The organism is Stenotrophomonas sp. YJH_SMC_40 (assembly GCF_059368615.1).
The window spans coordinates 102,710-122,291 of record NZ_JCAFRX010000011.1 but is presented as its reverse complement, the minus strand read 5'-3'; the positions used below and the strand labels follow the sequence as shown (position 1 = coordinate 122,291).

Genomic DNA, 19,582 nt, shown 5'->3' with positions numbered 1-19,582 from the left:
TCGACGCGGCATCAGCAGACCCGCGAACGGTACCGAGGGGCGTGCGCAGTTTTGCGCAAATCCGCGTTTCCGCCCCGCGCCGACGCGTCCGGATGTGAAAACTTTTCGCCCCCCGTTGCGGTGCCGTTGTGCTGGCGCTGGTGCCGGCGCCGGCCGGTGCCGGCGTTGCGTGCATGCAGCGGCCGCCAACATGCATGCATCTGCGCAGAGTGCCTATTTCAAGTGGTTTTTGTTCAACGCTTGCGTTGTTGTTGCTGCAGGCAACGCGCGTGCGTGGTGCTTTGTTGGTCGTCGAGGGCGGAGCGTCGCGACCGTGCAGGCAACACCGCGGATGGCGCGGATGTGAAAATTTTTCGCGGGGGTTGTTGACAGTAAAAAAAACCGTGATTAGGTTTCGCCTCAGCAGACCTTGCCTGCCAAACCGAGTGCGCAGAATCAATCGTCCGATGCGAAGCAGCCCCTTCAAGACCACCGCGACCCAGATGACGGTGGACATGGCCCCGCTTCCCCCGGAGAAATGCAAGGCACCTCCCGTTCCGATGCCCGCTCCGCCGATCGAGGCGGGCATTGCCGCATCCGTAACGGCGCGCTTGACGCGCCGGCGGTCCCCGCACGCAGCATCCGCGGGTTTGATCCACCTGGGCGTTTCAACTCCCTATCACTGACGAGGAGCCATCCCATGGCAACCAAGAAAGCTGCGAAGAAAAAGCCCGCCGCCAAGAAGGCGGTGAAGAAGGTCGCGAAGAAGGCCGCTGCCAAGAAGGCAGTGAAGAAGGTCGCGAAGAAGGCGACCGCCAAGAAGGCAGTGAAGAAGGCTGCGAAGAAGGTCGCCAAGAAGGCCACTGCGAAGAAGGCAGTGAAGAAGGCGGCGAAGAAGGTAGCCAAGAAGTCTCCTGCCAAGAAGACCGCGAAGAAGGCCGTCAAGAAGGTAGCCAAGAAGGCCACCAAGAGGACTGCCAAGAAGGCAACGGCCCGCAAGCCGGCCAAGAAGGTCGCGAAGAAGGCGACTGCCAAGAAGGCCGTCAAGAAGACCGCCAAGAAGGCAGTGAAGAAGACCGCGAAGAAGGCCACCAAGAAGGCTGCCCCGAAGAAGGCAGCGAAGAAGGTTGCCAAGCGCAAGCCGGCCGCCCGCAAGAAGAAGGCCGCCCCGGTCGCTCTGCCGGCAACCCCGGCGCCGCTGATCTAAGTACTCCCGATAGCCGCATCCTGAAACCCCTTCCCTGGCTGCCCAGCGGGGAGGGGGTTTTTTTATGGGGCCATTGGTAGCGTCGAGCCATGCTCGACCGCCTTGCTGACGGTCGACGCTAGCGGTGCGGCGCCGGTGGAAAGCGCTCCACCAGGAAATCGATGAAGCTGCGCAGGCGGGTCGAGGGGTAGCGGTCGTGGGCGTAGACCACGTGCATCGGCCGCCCCGCGTGGCCGTGTTCGGGAAACAGCTGCACCAACCGCCCAGCCTCGACATCCGCGGCCAGAAGCAGTGCCGATTGCAGCACGATGCCCAGCCCATGCAGCGCCGCTGTACGCAGCGCTTCGCCGTTGTTGATCTGCAGTCGACCTGTGGGCACATGGCCGAGCCCGCCAGCATCGGCCTGCAGCCACTGCGCCAGCGCGCTGGGTTCGAAGGACAGGCATTGATGCCGGGCAAGCGCCAGCAGGTCGGAGGGCGTACCGTGCCGGGCGAGGTATCCGGGCGAGGCGCACATCATCAAGCGATACGGTGCCAATGCACGTGCCACCAGCACGCTGCTGTCGGCCAGCGTGCCGATGCGCAGGGCTGCTTCGAAACCCTCCTCTGCGAGGTCGACCACGCGGTCGGTCAGCACCGCGTCGACACGCACGTTGGGGTAGCGCGCCATGTAATCGGCCAACGCCGGTACCAGCGCATGCGTGCCGAAGATCACCGGCGCGCTGATGCGCAGCGTGCCTGCAGGTGCAAGGTGCTGGTACTGGGCCTGAGCATCGGTTTCCTCCACCAGCCGCAGGATCTCCCGGCAGCGGGCGTAGTAGTCCTCGCCGAACGGCGTCATGTGCTGGCGCCGGGTGGTACGACTGAGCAACTGCATGCCCAGCCGCGCCTCCAACGCACGCAGGTGCTTGCCGGCCATCGTCGGGGAGATGGCCAGTGCTGCCGCTGCAGCGCTGAGGCTGCCCTTGTCCACGATCAGCACGTAGACCTGCATGCTTTCCAGCAGGTTCATCTGACACTCCGGGTGTTGAATGCTGAAACTTTTGCGGAGTTTATCAATCACGGGTGATCAAACAGCATGCATTGCAGGGGCCGGATCCACCGGCCGTGCTGAAAGGAGAACACGATGGATTTGAATCTTGAGGGACGCACAGCGCTGGTCACCGGGGCGGGCAGTGGCATCGGTGCCGCTGTCGCCAGGCAACTGGCCGCGCAGGGCGTACGTGTTGCCATCTCGTCACGGCGGCAGGCACCGCTGCAGGCGCTGGCGGCAGGGATCGAAGCGGCGGGCGCACCCGCGCCGATCATCCTGCTGGGCGATGTCACCGACGCCGGGGACGTGCGACGCATTGCTGACGCGTCGCTGGCGGCGTTGCAGCGGGTGGACATCCTGGTCAACGCGGCTGGCGGTTCGCGGCCAACGACCGTCGATGCAGCCGACACGATCTGGGAGGAGGCATTGGCGCTGAACTTCTCTGCCGCACGACGGCTGACCCAGGCACTGCTGCCGGCGATGCAGGCGCAGGGATGGGGGCGGGTGATCAACTTCAGCGGTTCGATGGAGCCCCGTTCGGTGAATGCCGCCACTGCGGCGAAGGCAGCGCTGCATCTGTGGAGCAAGGGGCTGTCGTCGGAGGTGGCCGGGCAGGGCATCACGGTGAATGCCATTGCGCCGGGTCGGATCAACAGCCCGCAGATCCTGGACCGCCTGCATCCCACCGAGGAAAGCCGACGCGCGTTCATCGCCAGTAACATCCCGATCGGGCGCTTCGGTGAGCCGGAAGAAGTGGCGCCGCTGGTGGCATTCCTCGCCTCGCCGCTGGCCGGTTACATCACCGGTGCGGTGATTCCGGTGGACGGCGGCATGCACTACTTCGCGCATTAGCCCTCCGTTTGTAGAGTCGAGCGCGGCTCGATTCCACAACAGCCAACAAAAAGGGCGGCCTGCAGGCCGCCCTTCATGCTCACGGTCGCGCCCGCCTGATCAGCGCGGCGACGCCACCGCGCGGTTGCTCGAAGCGCCCTTTCCCTTGCGCTTGTCCTGCTGCGCCGGGCTCGCGCCTTCGGCCATCAGGTTGTCGCTGCCGAAGTCGGTGTCCACATCCAGCCAGCGCTGTGCCGGCAGGCCGAGCGCGGAATCGAGCACGGTCGGCAGCAGGCCGCTGGGCAGGCCGCTCTCGCCATTCCACATGATGGCGATGCCGAGATCGCGTTCCGGCACCAGCGCGACCAGGCCGCGGTAGCCCTGTACGGCACCGGCATGGAACACCACGTCGTGGCCGGCGTAATCGAAGGTGCGCCAGCCCAGCGCGTAGCCGGCCGAGTGCAGGCGCTCGCGGCGCCAGCCCGAACGCATCTCGCCGGGGGTGTTGATCAGGCTCGAGTGCAGGGTAGCCAGCAGCGGTGCCGGCAGCACATCGGGGCGATGGCCGGTGTGCGCCAGCAGCCACTGCGCCATGTCGCTGGCGCTGGCGTTGACGCCAGCCGCCGGGGCAACACGGTAGTAGGTCGGCTTCGGTGTCAGCGACACCCAGCCGTTGCGGCTGCGCACGTGCGGACGCGCCCAGCGCGAGCTGGCCTGGATGCCGGCCAGGCCGAGGCTGGCATCGTTCATGCCCAGCGGCTTGAAGATGCGGCGCTCGACCGACTGCTCGTAGAAGCTGCCGGAGGCGGCATAGACGACGTCGCCGATCAGGCTGAAGGCCACGTTCTGGTAGGCGTAGCAGTCGCCCGGCAGGCACTTCAGGCTGGTGTTGGCCAGCTTCTGGGTCAGCGCGTAGTACTCGGCGTTTCCTTCGATGTCGCGGTCGTAGGCGTTGTAGGGCAGGCCGACGCGGTGGCTGAGCACATCGGCCACGGTCAGGCGGTCGGTGGCTTCGGGCGAGTTGAGGCGGAAGCCCGGCACGTAGTCGGTGACCTTGCTGTCCCAGCGCAGCGTGCCGTCGTTGACCAGCAGTCCGGCCATGGTGCCGGCGAAGGCCTTGGACAGCGACGCCAGGCGGAACACGGTGTGCGCATCGACCGGCAGCGGATTGTTGACGTCGGTAACGCCATAGCCGCGCGCGCTGAGGATGCGGCCGCCCTGCACGATGGCCACGGCCATGCCCGGCACGCGCTCGCCATAGGTGAGCTGCTGCGCCATCGATTCGATATTGGCGACGTTGAAGCCTGCGGCGGGCGCCTGCACCTGCGGCACCAGCCCGGTACGGTAGGCCGCCGGCTGGGTGTGGGCAACGGCGGTGGCCGCAGCGGACTCGATGTTGGCCGGCATCGGCGGCAACGGCGGCGGGGTCTGCGCGGTGGTGGACAAGGCAACAGGCATCAACATGCCCAGCAAACCGGTGGCCGCCGAACGGATCGGACGACGCAGGCTGTTCTTTTTCATCGGTGGGACCCGTGCGCGACTGCTGATGGCGATTCTAGCGCCGCTTTTCCTCTGTGCACAAACAAAGCGAAGATGAATGCGCATCTCGTTGAAAAAGTTGGGATTTTGACGCCTCGAAAGCGTGTATCGGAACGTGTCATCCGGACCCGGTCATGACACCGCGTTGCGGCCTTCAGACGGCCACCTGCTGGCGATGTTGCAGTGCATTGGATAACGTACGCGCTTCACCGCCCCGGAGCCTGCCATGCCGCTGTCCAACCGCCGTCATCTGGCGAGGGACGCCGCGTGAGCGCGGTACGAGAGAAGGGCCCGCTGCAGGGGCTGATGGCGGCACTGCGCGAGTCCCCGGCGCTGTGGTGGTCGTTCCTGTACTTCTTCTGCCTGCTCAGCGGCTACTACGTGCTGCGTCCGGTGCGTGAAGCCATGGCCGCCTCGGCGGACCTGGAAACGGTGTTCCCGCCCGTGCTGATTGCCTGGTTCGCCAGTCACGGCATCGCGCTGAAGGACTTCGTCCTGCAGTTCCTGTTCTCCTGCGTGTTCATGATCATGCTGGTCCTGCAGCCGGTGTACGGCTGGCTGGTCAGCCGCTTCCCGCGACGGGTGTTCCTGCCGGCGGTGTATGGGTTCTTCATCGTGACCCTGCTTGGCTTCTACATGATGTTCGACAGCGGCGTGCCTGGCCGCGGCATGGCTTTCTTCTTCTGGATCACCGTCTTCAACCTGTTCGCAGTGGCGGTGTTCTGGAGTTTCATGGCCGATGTCTTCTCCAATGTGCAGGCCCGGGCCTTCTATGGCTACATCGGCGCGGCGGGCACCGTCGGTGCCTTCCTTGGTCCGGTCATCACCAGTGCGCTGGTGCAGCGCGTGGGCATCGCCAACCTGATGCTGGTGTCGGCCGGTTTCCTGGCGATCTGCTTGTTCTGCATCTGGCGCCTGCGGCACTGGGCGGTGCTGCGCGAGCAGGAGCAGCAGTTGGTATCGGGTGAGAAGCCGATGGGCGGCAGCGTGCTGGATGGCCTGAAACTGATCGTGCGCGAGCCGTTGCTGCGCTGGCTGGCGATCATGGTGGTGTTCGGCGTGGGCGTGGGGACGCTGCTCTACAACCAGCAGGCTGCGATCGTGCGTGCGGCGTTCACTGACCCGGCGGCCAGTACCGCGTTCTTCTCGCGCATCGACCTGGCGGTGAACGCGCTGGCGCTGCTGATGCAGGTGGGCCTGACCCGCTGGCTGCTGTCGCGCCACGGCATCGCGCCGGCGCTGCTGATTCCCGGTTTCGCGATCCTGATCGGCTTCTCGGTGCTTGCCGCTTCACCCATGCCGTTGATGGTGGCAGTGGTACAGGTGATGACCCGGGCCAGCGAGTTCGCATTGGCCAAGCCGGCGCGCGAGACCATCTACACGCGCGTGGACCGGCAGTGGCGCTACAAGGCCGGCGCAGCGATCGACACCGTGGTCTACCGCGGTGCGGACCTGAGCTTTGCGTGGGTGCACAAGGGCTTGTCGCTGTTTGGTTCACACGTGGTGTTCATCGGCGGCGTGGTGGTTGCCGCGTGCATGACCGCAGCCGCGTTCGGTGTACTGCGCGAAGAAAAGAAACTGCCGCGCGACCGCTGATTTTCCGGGGCCCGACCCCCATCCCTGTCCAAGGAACTGCCCATGTACTGGATCGCACTCACCCTGACGTTGCTCGTCGCCCTGCTGCACGTCTATTTCCTGGTGCTGGAGATGTTCCTGTGGGCCCGCCCGCTGGGCCTGAAGACCTTCCGCAACACGCCGGAGAAGGCGGAGACCACGCGGGTGCTGGCGGCCAACCAGGGCCTGTACAACGGCTTTCTGGCAGCAGGCATCGTGGTGGGGCTGGTGATCGGGCAGCCGGTGCTGGTGACGTTCTCGCTGGCCTGCGTGGTGGTGGCAGGGTGCTATGGCGCCTACAGCGTGAGCCGCCGCATTTTCATGATCCAGGCGGTGCCGGCGATCCTGGCGTTGGTGTTTCGCGCGGTGGCGTAGTTTCCAGCCAACGGCGCAGCCCCTCGTGGGTTGGTCGCGGAATGCGGGTCGTGGATCTGGCCGGGCGGATGGGCTGGGCAGGGGACGCCGTAAACCCGTCCCTGGGGGCTTGGCCGCGGCATCCATGCCGCGGACACCCCTGCCCAGCCCATCCGCCCGACCCCGGACAGGTTCCGTGTGCGGCCAGCCCACGGAGAAGAAAAAGAAGATCAAGAGCAACAGCGGGTCGCTGCGCTCGTGGGTTCTGCGCGCACGAAAAAAGCGGCCGAAGGGCCGCTTTTGCTTTTGCTTTTGCTTTTGATCTTTTTTTTCTTCCGTGGGTGGACGCCGCAGAAATCTGTCAGAGGCTGGGGGCGGTGAGTTCGCGGGGGTGTCCGCGGCATGGATGCCGCGGCCAAGCCCCCAGGGACGGGTTCACGGCGTCCCCCGCGAACTCACCGCCCCCAGCCAAACCAAGGCTTTCCGCGATCAACCGTCCACCCACGCGGGGCTGCGCCGTTCGCCGGAACACTACTTCGCCGGCGACATCCACATGTCGATGACCGCGCTGAACACCTCCGTCCCCGCGCGGTCGCGCACACTCACCGTCACCGGCAGTGCATAGCCCTCGGCAGCGGCCACGATCGGCTGGGCCGGCAATGCCACCGCCTGCAGCATGCCCCGTGCCTTGGCCAGGTACTGCACCTGCATCCCCTTCGGAATCCAGCGCATGCCCTTCGGCAGCGAGGCGTCGACCATCAGCCCGGCGGTCAGTTCGGCCAGGTTGCACATCGCGATCGCGTGCACCGTGCCGATGTGGTTGCGCACCCTGCGGCGGTCGGCCAGCGTGCCTTCGCAGCGGCCGTGTTCCAGGCGGGTGATGCGCGGCGCGATGCTGGCGAAGTAGGGCGCCTTGAAGCAGACCGCGCGCGAGAACAGCCAGGTGCCGGCAGGCCAGCGTTGCAGCCGGTGGTAGAGCGAGAGCAGAGGCGTGGACATGGTCGGTGTTCCGGTCGTCGGATAGAGCGACGGCGGGCCGAGGCCCGCCGTCGAAGGCAACGCGTATCGCGGGCGATCAGGCGGCCTGCGAATGCGGATCCTTGTGCTGGCGGTCGTAGTAGCTGGCCGCGCGCAGTTCGTGGGTGTCGAAGTCGTCCACGGTGATCGTATCCAGAGTCAGCGTGCGCAGCTCTTCCAGCAGGCTGCGCTCGTCCTGGGTGATCACGCCCTCGGCCACGGCTTCGTCCAGCTGGCTCTTGAAGTCCAGCGCCTCGATGCCCTTGCTCTTCAGCGCCTTCAGGAACTTGCGCTCCACCGGCTCGGCCATGATCGCCTTGCTCAGGTAGCTGTTGATGCGGCCACCCGGGTTGTTCTCGCACGGGGTCAGGAACACGCCACTGGCCAGGCGGTCGCGGGCTTCGTTCGGCGCCATCAGCAGGGCGGCGACGCGGCGGCTCAGGCGGTCGCCCGGGGCCTCGGCACGACGGCCCAGCGGGAAGATCAGCGCCCACATCAGCCAGCCGATCGGACGGATCGGGAAGTTGCGCAGGGCCGCCGACAGCGATTCCTCGATCTTGTGCACGCTGTCATGGAAGGCCCAGGCCAGCAGCGGCTGGTCGGCCTGCGGTGCGCCCTCGTCGTGGTAGCGCTTGAGCATGGCGCTGGTCATGTAGACGTGGCTCAGCACGTCGCCCAGGCGGCCGGACAGCGATTCCTTGAACTTCAGCTTGCCGCCGAGGGTCATCATCGAGATGTCGGCCATCAGCGCCAGGTTGGCCGAGTAACGGTCCAGCTTGCGGAAGTAGCGGCGGGTGTAGGCGTCACCCGGGGCGGCACCGAAGCGTGCCCCGGTCAGGCCGAACCAGAACGAGCGCACGGCATTGGAGATGCCGAAGCGGATGTGGCCGAACAGGCTGCGGTCGAAGTCCTGCAGGCCGGCACGGGTATCCGGATCCTGCGCGGCCTTCATTTCCTTCAGTACCCACGGGTGGCAGAGGATCGCACCCTGGCCGAAGATCAGCAGGCTGCGGGTCATGATGTTGGCGCCTTCCACGGTGATCGCGATTGGCGCGGCCTGCCAGCTGCGGCCGGCGAAGTTGCGCGGCCCCAGGATGATGCCCTTGCCGCCGATCACGTCCATCATGTCCGAGATCACTTCGCGGCTCATGGTGGTGCAGTGGTACTTGGCGATCGCCGACGGTACCGACGGCACGTCACCACGGTCGACTGCAGCAGCGGTGGCCTGCGACAGCGCGCTGATCTTGTACGCCTTGCCGCCGATGCGGGCCAGCGCTTCTTCCACGCCTTCGAAGCGGCCGACCGACAGGCCGAACTGCTTGCGGATGCGTGCATAGGCGCCGGTCACGGCGGCACCGGCCTTGGCTCCGCCACTGGCGGTGGACGGCAGGGTGATCGAGCGGCCCACGGCCAGGCACTCGTTGAGCATGTTCCAGCCCTTGCCGGCCATGGCCGCGCCACCGATCAGCTGGGTCAGCGGAATGAACACGTCCTTGCCGCGGATCGGGCCGTTCTGGAACGTCGAGTTCAGCGGGAAGTGGCGACGGCCGATTTCAACGCCGGCGGTGTCGCGCGGCAGCAGGCCCAGGGTGATGCCGATGTCGCGGGTGTCGCCGATCAGGCCATCCGGGTCGTACATGCGGAAGGCCAGGCCGATCAGCGAAGCGACCGGGGCCAGGGTGATGTAACGCTTGTCGAAGGTCAGCTTGACGCCGAGCACCTGCTCGCCGTTCCACTCGCCCCTGCAGACGATGCCGTAGTCCGGAATCGAGGTGGCGTCGGAGCCGGCGAACGGACCGGTCAGGCCGAAGCAGGGCACTTCGCGGCCATCGGCCAGGCGCGGCAGGTACTGGTCCTTCTGTTCTTGGGTGCCGTAATGCACCAGCAGTTCACCCGGGCCCAGCGAGTTGGGCACACCGACGGTGGAGCTGACCACCGAGGACACCGAGGCCAGCTTCTGGATCACCTTGTGGTGGGCCAGCGCAGAGAAGCCCAGGCCGCCATATTCCTTCGGGATGATCATGCCGAAGAACTTGTTCTTCTTGATGAAGGCCCACAGCTCCGGCGGCAGGTCAGCGTGGACGTGGGTGATTTCCCAGTCGTTGACCATCGTGCACAGCTCTTCGACCGGGCCATCGAGGAAGGCCTGTTCTTCGGCGGTCAGCTGCGGCTTGGGGTAATTGAGCAGGATGTTCCAGTCCGGATCACCGGTGAACAGTTCGCCCTCGAAGCCAACCGAGCCGGTTTCCAGCGCGATGCGCTCGGTCTGCGACAGCGGCGGCAGCACCTTGCGGAACACCTTCATCATCGGGCCGGTCAGCAGCGGCTTGCGGATGAACGGCAGCAGCAGCGGCACGGCGATGACGGCCAATACGGCGGCAGCCACGATCGTGGCGGTCTGGTTGACGTAGGGAATGAACCAGCAGGCGACCAGCAGGGCCACGCTGATCAGCGTCCAGGTAACCAGCCGCATGCGGTGGTAGGCGACGAACGCGCCTGCCAGCAGCAGGGCGAGGAAGGGAAGAACGATGCTCATGAGCGTGCTCCGGTGACGTGCTCGTTTGTGGCGGACGAAGCTGCAGCATCCGCTGCGGGCAACACGTCCAGATAGTCCAACACAGTAGCGGTAAAGGCGTCGTTGTCATCGCCGGCGACCATGTGCGTGGCCTGCGGCAGCTGTACATGACGCGCGTGCGGCGCCAACGCCAGGAATTCGGCCACGGTCTGTGGCGTGACCAGGTCGCTTCGGCCGCCGCTGACCAGCAGCAGCGGGCACTTCACCTGGCGTGCGGCCTCGGCCAGCGCATCCTGGTGCTGCTCGCTGTCGCGCGCCAGTTCAGCCACCAGGCGCGGGTCCCAGTGCCAACGCCAGCGGCCGTGGCCGTCCTCGCGCAGCAGTGCGCGCAGCGACTGCTCGGATTTGCGCGGACGGTGCGGCATGTAGGCCGAGATCACGTCGGCGGCCTGGGTGAGCGAGGCAAAGCCGTCGGGATGGGCGGTCATGAAGGCCAGGATGCGTTCAACACCGGCGGTATCCCAACGCGGGGTGATGTCCACCAGCACCATCGCCGAGAACAGGCCCGGCCAGCGCGATTCGGCCAGCAGGCCGAACAGGCCGCCCATCGAGGCTGCGACCAGCACCGGCGGGCGTGGCTGTTCCCCGGCCAGCACGATCAGGTCATCAGCGAACTGCTCGCCGTGATAGGGCAGTTCGGCAGAATTCCAGTCCGAATCGCCGTGGCCACGGGCGTCGTAGGCCAGCGTCTGCAGCCCCGCCGCAGACAGGGCCCGCGCGGTGGCGTTCCATGCGTGCCGGGTCTGGCCGAAGCCATGCGCGAACAACACGCGGCCACGGCGGCCGTGGTCGCTGGCGGTTGCGGCCAGGCGTGTGCCATGGGCGGCCTCCAGGCGAAGATCATGGAACGCAGCGGGAGTAGGGGACGTAACCATACTTTCTAGTATGGATCGCTTGCGAGGGAAGTCAATACTGCACGGTATGGTGCGCTGCGGCAGGTGCCCAGGCGGGCGTCGCGACGGTTTCGGCCGCAACCGCGTACTGCAACGAACCCCGGCGTATGGTTAAATCAGCCCATGAATCAACCTGACGCTTCCGCCGGCGAACCGCGCGCCGGCCGCAACAGCCGCCTGAGTGCCGAAGACTGGGCCCAGGCCGCTCTCGATCTGATTGCTGAACAAGGTGTGGGTGCCGTCGCGGTGGAACCGTTGGCGCGGCGCCTGGGTGTGACCAAGGGCAGTTTCTACTGGCACTTCCCCTCGCGTGATGCACTGCTGCAGGCGGCGCTGGAACGCTGGGAACTGTTCGAACAGGAACAGGTGTTTGGCAGCCTGGAGGACGTGCCGGATCCGCGCGTGCGCCTGCGCCAGCTGTTCCAGATGGTCGCGCACGAAGTGCAGCCGCACATCATCTACAGCGAACTGCTGAAGGCGCTGGACCACCCGATGGTGCGCCCGGTGATCGACCGCGTTTCGCAGCGCCGGCTCGACTACCTGGTTGCTTCGTTCCGCCAGGCCGGGCTCAGCTCCACCGATGCACGGCATCGCGCGCGCCTGGCCTATGCCGCCTACGTCGGCTTCCTGCAGCTGTCGCTGCAGCTGCAGCAACCCAAGCAGGCCCGCGAGGATTTCGAGGCCTATGTCGAGCATCTGATCGAGACGCTCATTCCCAGCTGAATGGGAGAATGGCGCCCTGCAAGTGCCGAATGCGCCTTGCAGGCGACCTCAATGCGCCAACGTATGTCGTGGTGAGGCTGGTTTCACGCGATTTGGGCATTTTCTTAACGACTCTTTAATTCCAGATCAAGTGTGGCTACTATCGGGTCACCAGCCGTTTTTTGTGCCTCCCTTTTGGGGCACGTCGGTTGGACTCAGCACACAACCCAAGATCCATGGAGAGAGAGCCCATGAAGTTGAACAGCAACAAGCTGCGCGATGCAGTGTGCGTTGCGCTGGCCGCCAGCGCCGCATCCGTTGCCGGTACCGGGGTGGCGTCTGCCCAGACCGCCACCAACCTGGACCGCATCGAAGTCACCGGTTCGCGCATCCGTACCGTCGACGTCGAAACCGCCCAGCCGGTCCTGACCCTCAACCGCGCTGACATCGAGAAGCAGGGCTTCTCGTCGGTCGCTGACATCCTGCAGAACATCAGCGCCGTGGGTACGCCGCCGATCAGCCGTGCCCAGCCGCTGTCCTCGGGCGAAGCCGTCGGCGGCACCTACATCAGCCTGCGTGACCTGGGCGCCACCCGCACCCTGGTGCTGCTCAACGGCAAGCGCCTGGGCATCACCACCGGTGGCCTGCAGGACATCTCGACCGTGCCGGTCTCGGCCATCGAGCGCATCGAAGTGCTGAAGGACGGCGCTTCGTCGATCTACGGTTCCGATGCCATCGCCGGCGTCATCAACATCATCACCCGTACCAACTTCGAAGGCGCCACCGGCAGCGTCTACTACGGCCAGTACAGTGAAGGCGACGGTGCCACCCGCACCATGGACTTCACCATGGGCGTGAAGGGTGAGCGCGGTTCGCTGACCATCGGTGCCGAGTACGCCAAGGAAGACAAGGTGCGGGCGGCCGATCGTCCGTACGGTGCGTTCCCGCGCAGCTCCAACCACCCGGACTTCGGTTGGACCACCGTGGGTGAGTTCGGCGGTTTCGTCAGCCGTCCGGCCGATGGCCTGCCGGGCGTCACCTATCCGGCCGCCAGCGCATCCAACCCGAACCGCGAAGTGCGCGTGATCCTGCGTGAGGGTGGCAACGCGAACAACAAGGCCGACTACGTCGCGCAGAACGTCAACAGCTTCTCCACCAAGGACAAGACCAACACCAACCTGCAGACCGACCTGCGTACCCCGCAGGAACGCCGTGCAGTGTTCGTCGATGGCATCTACGACCTGACCGACAACGTGCGCCTGCGCACCAACATGCTGTACAGCTTCCGCGATTCGAACCGCCAGATCGCCGGCTACCCGTACGGCGCACTGGCCTTCGGTTCGCCGATTTCGGCCAGCAGTGTGTTCAATCCGCTGGGTGCTGACATCGCCAACTGGTGGCGTCGTACTTCGGAAGTGCCGCGCAACACCCGCGCCGAGCTGACCACCTTCCGCTTCAGCGGCGGCCTGGAAGGCAGCTTCGAGTTCTCCGACCGCCTGTTCGACTGGGATGTCGGCTACCTGTACAACAACAACAAGCTGGTCCAGACCAGCACCGGCGACCTCAACCTGACCGCGCTGCGTGCGGCGGTGGGTCCGTCCTTCATCAACAGCAGCGGCGTGGCGCAGTGCGGTACCGTGGCCAACCCGATCGGGCTGAACCAGTGCGTGCCGTACAACCCGTTCCTGCACGCCGGCATCCAGAGCAACGGTGCCAACGGCGCATTGACCGGCAACACCGCCCTGCAGAACCTGCTGTTCCCGTCCGCGCACTCCACCGCCGAGACCACCACCAAGGTCATCACCGCCAACCTGGCCGGCAGCCTGTTCACCCTGCCTGCCGGCGACCTGGGCTTCGCCGTGGGTGTCGAGCACCGCAAGGAAACCGGCAGCTTCAGCCCGGACGCGCTGGTGCAGTCGGGCAACACCTCCGGCCTGGCCAACTTCCCCACCGGTGGTGGCTACAAGGTTGACGAAGTCTATGCCGAGTTCAACGTGCCGATCCTGGCCGACCTGCCGGGCGCCCGCGAGCTGAGCCTCAACGCGGCCACCCGCCATTCGGACTACGACACCTTCGGCACCACGCTGAACAGCAAGTTCGGCTTCAAGTGGAAGCCGATCGACTCGCTGCTCATCCGCGGTACCTGGGCGGAAGGCTTCCGTGCCCCGACCATCGCCGACCTGTACAGCGGCGGTTCGCAGTCGTTCGACTTCTTCACCGATCCGTGCGATTCGGTCTACGGTGCGGCGCGCACCAATCCTGCGGTGCGTGCCCGTTGCGCCGCCGCACTGCCGGCCGGCGTAAATGCAGCCAACTTCCGCCAGCAGCAGCAGGGCTTCACCCCGACCACCGCTGCATCGTCGCAGACCCCGCTGGCCTTCGTCTCCGGCTCCAACGACCAGCTGACCCCGGAAACCTCGACGTCCAAGACCCTGGGCTTCGTCTGGAGCCCGGGTTTCATCCAGAACTTCAACATGTCGCTGGACTGGTGGGAAATCCGCGTCGAGAACACCATCATCTCGGACACGGCCAACCTGATCCTCAACGACTGCTACATCAACGACATCGCGGCACGCTGCTCGGCGTTCACGCGTGACCCGGTGACCGGCATCGTCAACAACCTCAAGCGCACCGGCATCAACGCCGGTTACCGCGAGGTGGAAGGCTTCGACCTGGATGTCAGCTACCGCCTGCCGACCGATCGTTTCGGCAACTTCAGCGCGCAGTGGACCAGCACCTACACCTCGCGTGATGACCTGGTCACCACCAAGAACCCGGTCACCCACCCGAATCCCCGCACCGGCGTGGGCTGGGCGGGCGGCGCCTTCCGCGTGCGTTCGAACCTGAACCTGGGTTGGGAAATGGGTGACTTCGGCGCCAGCTGGACCGTCCGTTACTTCTCCGGCATGAAGGAATCGTGCCTGAGCGCCGTGACGTTCCCGGAAGAGTGCAACCTGCCGAACTACGCTTCGCCGAACAACCAGGGCGTGGCGGTGGGCAGCGCGACCAACCAGCGTGGCGCGACCGTGTTCAACGACGTCCAGCTGCGCTGGAACGCACCGTGGAATGCGACCGTGGCCGTGGGTGCCAACAACGTGTTCGGCCGCGTGGGCCCGACCATGTACAGCCAGCCGAGCGCGAACGTCTCCTACTACGGTGGCTTCGACATCGGTCGCTTCCTGTACATGAAGTACACCCAGCGCTTCTGATCGCGGCGTAATATGTACGTGTGACATGGCCACGCCCCGAAAGGGGCGTGGCTTTTTTCATGGGGCAGCCAGGCTTGATGGCGCAGGCCTTTGCGCAGCCGTGCTGGACCAGGCCGCGCACAGGCGCTTGCGCATCGCCGCGTGGTGGCGGCGAGGTGTCATTACGGGGATGGGCGAAGGGAGCGCGCGCGGAAACGTCGCGGTGAGGCAGCAGGGAGCTTACAGGTCCTGCTCGTAGCGCACGTACGGCACGGTGCCGTCGTCGTTGCTTTCGTTGCGTGGCGAGAACGGATTCTTACCGCGGCTGATCACGTTCTCGGCGCCCACGGTGAGCTGGCCGGACCATGGCGTGCGCCAGGTCAGGCCGATACCCAGGCCTTCCCACTTGCCGGGCTTGCCGGGCACGTCGATGACGCGGCCGATGATGCTGCCGGTGAAATTGCCGTAGCCGGCGCCGATGCTCAGGCTCTTGCTGTCCCAGCGGTCGGCAATGGCCGGCGAGGCGTCGGCCAGCGGTACCAGGCGGGCCTTGGCGTAGGTGCCGGCGATGGACACGAAGCCTTCGCGGCCGATGTTCTTCTGCGCGAACACGGTCAGGTCATTCTGCTCGGCGCGCAGCGAAGGGGTCTTGTTCGGGCCTGCCAGCCATGCCGGCAGGGTTTCACGGCCGGTGCCGGCGGTGATGCCGAGGCGGCTGCTGCCACGGTTCAATGCGGCGGTGCCGGTGAAACGCCGGCTGTTGAGGTCGTCCTCGTCGCCGAGGCTGGCCAGCATGCAGTGGCTGGCCAGACCGCTCATGCTGGTCCCGCTGCTGCTGCAGAGCAGGCCCAGCGAATCGCCGGAGGACAGGCCAAAGGCCGCATCCAGCGAGTTGCGGCCGAAATGCCAACGCGCCCCGGCCGCCTGCTCACCGGTCGGCTCCAGGTACAGCAGGGCCTCGACCTTGCCGCTGCCCTTGTTCCATACCGGCAGCACGGTGCGGGTGTCCTTGCTCTGCGCATGCACGCCCGTGATCGCGCCAAGGGCGATCATCATGGCCAGCGGTAGACGCAGGAAGGTACGCATCGGACCAGTTCAGACAGGGACGGACAACGGAAGTTCCCGTGGGGACGGGAACTTGATCCTAGGGTGTTTATGAATTCTTAACAAGCCTTGATCCTCCCCAGGTACAAGACTGCCGTTCATTGAAGCCGTTCAGGCGCCGGTACAGCCCCCTGGGCGCCGTGGAACAGTATGCCGAACTCCGTCAATGGAAAGTGATACTCACGCCCGCAGAATTCGCAACGGACCTCGACGGCGCCGGTGTCTGCAGCCGCTGCACAGGCCTCTTCCTCACCCAGCGACTGCAGCATCGCCGCCACCCGCTCGCGGGAACAGGAGCAGGCAAAGGACAGCGGCTTTTCGCCCATCAACGCCGGCTTCTCTTCGTGGAACAGGCGGTGCAGCAGCTGCTCGGCCGGGGTGGCCAGCAGTTCGGCCTTGCCCAGGGTCTCGAACAGGGCGCTGGCGCGCGCCCAGCCGTCCTCGTCGCCCTCGTCGCCCGGCAGCTTCTGCAGCAGCAGGCCGGCGGCACCATTGCGGTCGGCCGCCAGCAGCAGGCGGGTCGGCAGCTGCTCGGACTGGCGGAAGTAGTCCTCGAAGGCCTCGTCCAGTTCCGGTGCGGTCAGTCCGACCAGGCTCTGGTAGCGCTGGGGTTCACGCGGGTCCAGGCCGGGGTTCTCGATGGTGATGGCGAGGATCGCGTCATCGCCCAGGCTGGACAGGTCGCGCGGCGCGTCGCCGCCTTCGCTGAGCTGGGCGATGCCGCGCAGGGTGCCGGCGGCGGTGCATTCGGCGAACAGGGTGCGCAGGGCAGTGCTGCTGCGCAGCTGGATCGACAGGCGTCCATCGATCTTGGTATGGCCGGTGAACAGCGCCGAGGCCACGCAGGCCTCGCCGAGCAGTTCGGCGGCGGTATCCGGGTACTCGGCGTGGGACAGGATTTCCTGCCAGGTGGCCTGCAGGTGCACGTGGACGCCGCGGACGCCGGCGTCGGGGAGCAGGAAGCGGATCAGGGAATCGGAGTTGGCGGTCATCGGCTCACATCGCGCGTAAACGGGGGCAGTTGCCGGATAATGCGCCGACAACCAGATATAAGAAGGATGCACCAGTAATGGGGGCAGGGGGAGAGCAGCACAAGGTGGAAGCTGTCGTAGAAGGCCCACGCCGCAGGCGCTGGCGCTGGAAACGGCTGCTGTGGCTGCCGGTGCTGCTGGCTGCTTTCAGCTGCCTGCAGGTCCTGGTGCTGCGGTTCATCGACCCGCCCGTGTCCATGGTGATGCTGTGGCGCTATGGCGAGGCGCTGGGCGAGGCCGATTGGTCCTATCGCCTGCATTACCAGTGGCGCGACCTTGACCAGATGGCGCCGAGCCTGCCGATTTCGCTGGTGGCCGCCGAGGACCAGCGTTTCCCCGACCACAACGGCTTCGACCTGCAGGCCATCGAGAAGGCCCGCGACCACAATGCCAAGGGCGGGCGACTGCGTGGCGCCAGCACGATCAGCCAGCAGGTGGCCAAGAACCTGTTCCTCTGGCAGGGCCGCAGCTGGATCCGCAAGGGGCTGGAGGTCTGGTACACCGTGCTGATCGAAGCGCTGTGGCCAAAGGAGCGCATCCTGGAGATGTACGCCAACATCGCCGAGTTCGGTGATGGCGTGTACGGAGCTCAGGCGGCGGCGCAGAAGTTCTGGGGCAAGGACGCGGCCAGGTTGAGCCCGGCCGATAGCGCGCGGTTGGCGGCGGTGCTGCCGGCACCGCGGCGCTACAACGCCGCAAAGCCAGGGCCGTACGTGCAGCGGCGCGCCGCCTGGATCCAGCGCCAGGCACGGCAGCTGGGCGGGGCCGCGTACCTTTCGGAAGAGTGAGCGCGCGCCGCCTGATCTACGGCCGGCGGCAACGTACAATCCGGGCATGACCCGCGAACGGCTCACTTTCGTCATCGCCGCCTACAACGAGGCCCTGGCACTGCCGTTGCTGCATCCGCGGTTGTGCGCGGTGCTCGACGCGCTGCCCGACATCGACGGCCACATTCTGTACGTGGACGACGGCAGCCATGACGGGACCTGGGAGGTGATCGCCCGCCTGGCCCAATCCGACGCGCGGGTCTCCGCGCTGAAGCTGTCGCGCAATTTCGGCAAGGAAGCCGCACTGACCGCTGGCCTGGATCTGGTGCGCGAAGGGGCGGCGATGATCCTGGATGCCGATGGCCAGGACCCGCCGGAGCTTGTGCCGCAGTTCGTCGCGCGCTGGCGCGAGGGCCATGACAACGTCTATGGCACGCGCCTGGCGCGCGATGGCGAGGCCTGGATCAAGCGTGCCACGGCGGCGATCTTCTACCGCGTGATGGGGCGCCTTTCGCGTACGCCGATCCCGGCCGACACCGGGGATTTCCGCCTGCTGTCACCACGCGCGCTGAGTGCGCTGCGCGAGATGCGTGAGCGCCATCGTTTCATGAAGGGGCTTTTCAGCTGGGTGGGTTTCAAGCGCGTGGCGGTGCCCTACCACCGCCACGCACGCGTGGCCGGCACCAGCAAGTTCAGCCTGTGGCGGCTGTGGAACTTCGCCCTGGAAGGCATCACCGGGTTCTCGACCGTGCCCCTGCGCGCGGCGACCTACTTGGGGCTGGCAACCGCGGCGGTGGCCTTCGTGTTCGGCATGTGGGTGATCGTCAAGGCCGCGCTGTACGGCGACCGGGTGGCGGGCTGGCCGACGATGATGGCGGTGATCCTGTTCCTGGGCGGGGTGCAGTTGATTGCGCTGGGCCTGATCGGTGAGTACCTGGGGCGCCTGTACGAAGAGTCCAAGCAGCGGCCGTTGTACCTGGTTGACGCGTGGCTAGCATCCGCCGTGGCAGACTCGGCCCTGCAACCCACCCTCGGAGGGCAGGCAGATGACCACGGTACGGCAACTGTTGGACGGCAAGTCTCCTGAAGTACATGCGGTCGCGCCGGATGCGGCGGTGATCGATGCGATCCGGTTGATGGCGGAAAAGGGCATTGGCGCGGTCCTGGTGATGGACGGGCCGCGGTTGGTCGGGATCCTTTCGGAGCGCGATTACGCGCGCAAGATCGTGTTGCGTGATCGTTCTTCGCGCGATACGGCGGTGGCCGAGATCATGACGACGCAGGTGGTGACGGTGTCGCCGGGCGAACAGGTGGAGCATTGCCTGCAGCTGGTGACCGACTACCGCATCCGCCACCTGCCGGTGGTGGAGGGCGTGCAGGTGCTGGGGGTGATTTCCATTGGCGACCTGGTGAAGTCGGTGATCGATGCGCAGCGGCGCGAGCTGGATCAGCTGCAGCAGTACATCGTCGCCGGGTGAGGGTGTCGCTGGCGGGCCTGCGGCCCGCCGGCCCGCTTTTCGAAGCTCAAAGCCAAAGCCAAAGCAGCGCCTTCCTGATACGTTGGGAGGCGGAGGGTGCGGCTGGGCAGGGCCCTCAGCCTCTGGACACGTTCCCGCGAGCGCGGTGCGTTTCAGTGCCGGTCCCCCGCTCCTGGTAGATGCCAACCTTGGTTGGCATTGGCTTTTGATTCCGCTCCTTCTTTTGACTTTGAACTTCGCTCTCGTTCTGCGCGCGCAGGAAACTGTCGG

Annotated in this window: 16 protein-coding genes; 9 read left to right on the top strand and 7 right to left on the bottom strand. The window is 66.0% G+C overall.

Annotated elements, in window-relative coordinates:
* Window positions 1-679 precede the first annotated feature (679 nt).
* Window positions 680-1,186 (top strand): histone, encoded by a 507-nt coding sequence (locus AC5P6X_RS18925; RefSeq protein WP_108270187.1) that lies wholly within the window; start codon window positions 680-682, stop codon window positions 1,184-1,186.
* Between the two features lie 118 nt (window positions 1,187-1,304).
* On the opposite strand, the gene AC5P6X_RS18920 is transcribed toward AC5P6X_RS18925, so the two are convergent.
* Entirely contained in the window at window positions 1,305-2,198 is an 894-nt protein-coding gene (locus AC5P6X_RS18920; protein ID WP_108270186.1) for a LysR substrate-binding domain-containing protein, read from the bottom strand.
* A gap of 114 nt (window positions 2,199-2,312) precedes the next feature.
* Between AC5P6X_RS18920 and AC5P6X_RS18915 the strand changes: the two genes are divergently transcribed.
* A complete protein-coding gene (locus AC5P6X_RS18915; protein ID WP_012481034.1) occupies window positions 2,313-3,071 on the top strand; it encodes an SDR family NAD(P)-dependent oxidoreductase in 759 nt (252 codons plus the stop codon).
* Between the two features lie 99 nt (window positions 3,072-3,170).
* On the opposite strand, the gene AC5P6X_RS18910 is transcribed toward AC5P6X_RS18915, so the two are convergent.
* On the bottom strand, window positions 3,171-4,571 hold the full coding sequence (locus AC5P6X_RS18910; RefSeq protein WP_005410697.1) for a serine hydrolase domain-containing protein: 1,401 nt from the start codon (window positions 4,569-4,571) through the stop codon (window positions 3,171-3,173).
* 324 nt (window positions 4,572-4,895) lie between these two features.
* Between AC5P6X_RS18910 and AC5P6X_RS18905 the strand changes: the two genes are divergently transcribed.
* Entirely contained in the window at window positions 4,896-6,185 is a 1,290-nt protein-coding gene (locus tag AC5P6X_RS18905; protein WP_171039726.1) for an NTP/NDP exchange transporter, read from the top strand.
* A gap of 42 nt (window positions 6,186-6,227) precedes the next feature.
* Complete coding sequence (locus AC5P6X_RS18900) at window positions 6,228-6,578, top strand: DUF1304 domain-containing protein (RefSeq protein ID WP_005414242.1); 351 nt, start codon at window positions 6,228-6,230, stop codon at window positions 6,576-6,578.
* A gap of 510 nt (window positions 6,579-7,088) precedes the next feature.
* On the opposite strand, the gene AC5P6X_RS18895 is transcribed toward AC5P6X_RS18900, so the two are convergent.
* The 3 genes from AC5P6X_RS18895 to AC5P6X_RS18885 form a co-directional block, all read right to left on the bottom strand.
* Window positions 7,089-7,556, bottom strand: a complete 468-nt coding sequence (locus tag AC5P6X_RS18895) for a hotdog fold domain-containing protein (RefSeq protein ID WP_005410693.1) — start codon at window positions 7,554-7,556, stop codon at window positions 7,089-7,091.
* Between the two features lie 76 nt (window positions 7,557-7,632).
* Window positions 7,633-10,110, bottom strand: a complete 2,478-nt coding sequence (locus tag AC5P6X_RS18890; protein WP_005410692.1) for an acyl-CoA dehydrogenase — start codon at window positions 10,108-10,110, stop codon at window positions 7,633-7,635.
* A complete protein-coding gene (locus AC5P6X_RS18885; protein ID WP_088435943.1) occupies window positions 10,107-11,024 on the bottom strand; it encodes an alpha/beta fold hydrolase in 918 nt (305 codons plus the stop codon). The genes AC5P6X_RS18890 and AC5P6X_RS18885 overlap by 4 nt, the downstream gene beginning before the upstream one ends.
* Before the next feature lie 141 nt (window positions 11,025-11,165).
* On the opposite strand from AC5P6X_RS18885, the gene AC5P6X_RS18880 reads away from it, so the two are divergent.
* On the top strand, window positions 11,166-11,765 hold the full coding sequence (locus AC5P6X_RS18880) for a TetR/AcrR family transcriptional regulator (RefSeq protein ID WP_005410690.1): 600 nt from the start codon (window positions 11,166-11,168) through the stop codon (window positions 11,763-11,765).
* A 230-nt stretch (window positions 11,766-11,995) separates the two neighbouring features.
* Window positions 11,996-14,953 (top strand): TonB-dependent receptor domain-containing protein, encoded by a 2,958-nt coding sequence (locus tag AC5P6X_RS18875; protein ID WP_005414239.1) that lies wholly within the window; start codon window positions 11,996-11,998, stop codon window positions 14,951-14,953.
* Window positions 14,954-15,172: 219 nt separating this feature from the next.
* Here AC5P6X_RS18875 and AC5P6X_RS18870 read toward each other — a convergent pair whose 3' ends face one another.
* Together AC5P6X_RS18870 and hslO are read right to left on the bottom strand one after the other, a co-directional pair.
* Entirely contained in the window at window positions 15,173-15,985 is an 813-nt protein-coding gene (locus AC5P6X_RS18870; RefSeq protein ID WP_024956328.1) for an XOO1806 family protein, read from the bottom strand.
* Window positions 15,986-16,134: 149 nt separating this feature from the next.
* Window positions 16,135-17,028: an Hsp33 family molecular chaperone HslO gene (gene hslO / locus AC5P6X_RS18865; protein WP_049451514.1), complete on the bottom strand. Its 894-nt coding sequence runs from the start codon at window positions 17,026-17,028 to the stop codon at window positions 16,135-16,137.
* A gap of 77 nt (window positions 17,029-17,105) precedes the next feature.
* Here hslO and mtgA point away from each other — a divergent pair, with 77 nt between their 5' ends.
* The 3 genes from mtgA to AC5P6X_RS18850 are packed head-to-tail and all read left to right on the top strand — an operon-like array spanning window position 17,106 to window position 19,312.
* Window positions 17,106-17,855 carry a monofunctional biosynthetic peptidoglycan transglycosylase gene (mtgA, locus tag AC5P6X_RS18860; protein WP_005410686.1) on the top strand — a complete coding sequence of 250 codons (750 nt, stop codon included), beginning with the start codon at window positions 17,106-17,108 and terminating at the stop codon, window positions 17,853-17,855.
* A gap of 46 nt (window positions 17,856-17,901) precedes the next feature.
* On the top strand, window positions 17,902-18,921 hold the full coding sequence (locus AC5P6X_RS18855; RefSeq protein WP_005410685.1) for a glycosyltransferase family 2 protein: 1,020 nt from the start codon (window positions 17,902-17,904) through the stop codon (window positions 18,919-18,921).
* Window positions 18,881-19,312 (top strand): CBS domain-containing protein, encoded by a 432-nt coding sequence (locus AC5P6X_RS18850; RefSeq protein ID WP_033834030.1) that lies wholly within the window; start codon window positions 18,881-18,883, stop codon window positions 19,310-19,312. Before AC5P6X_RS18855 ends, AC5P6X_RS18850 begins: the two co-directional genes overlap by 41 nt.
* Window positions 19,313-19,582: the final 270 nt, after the last annotated feature.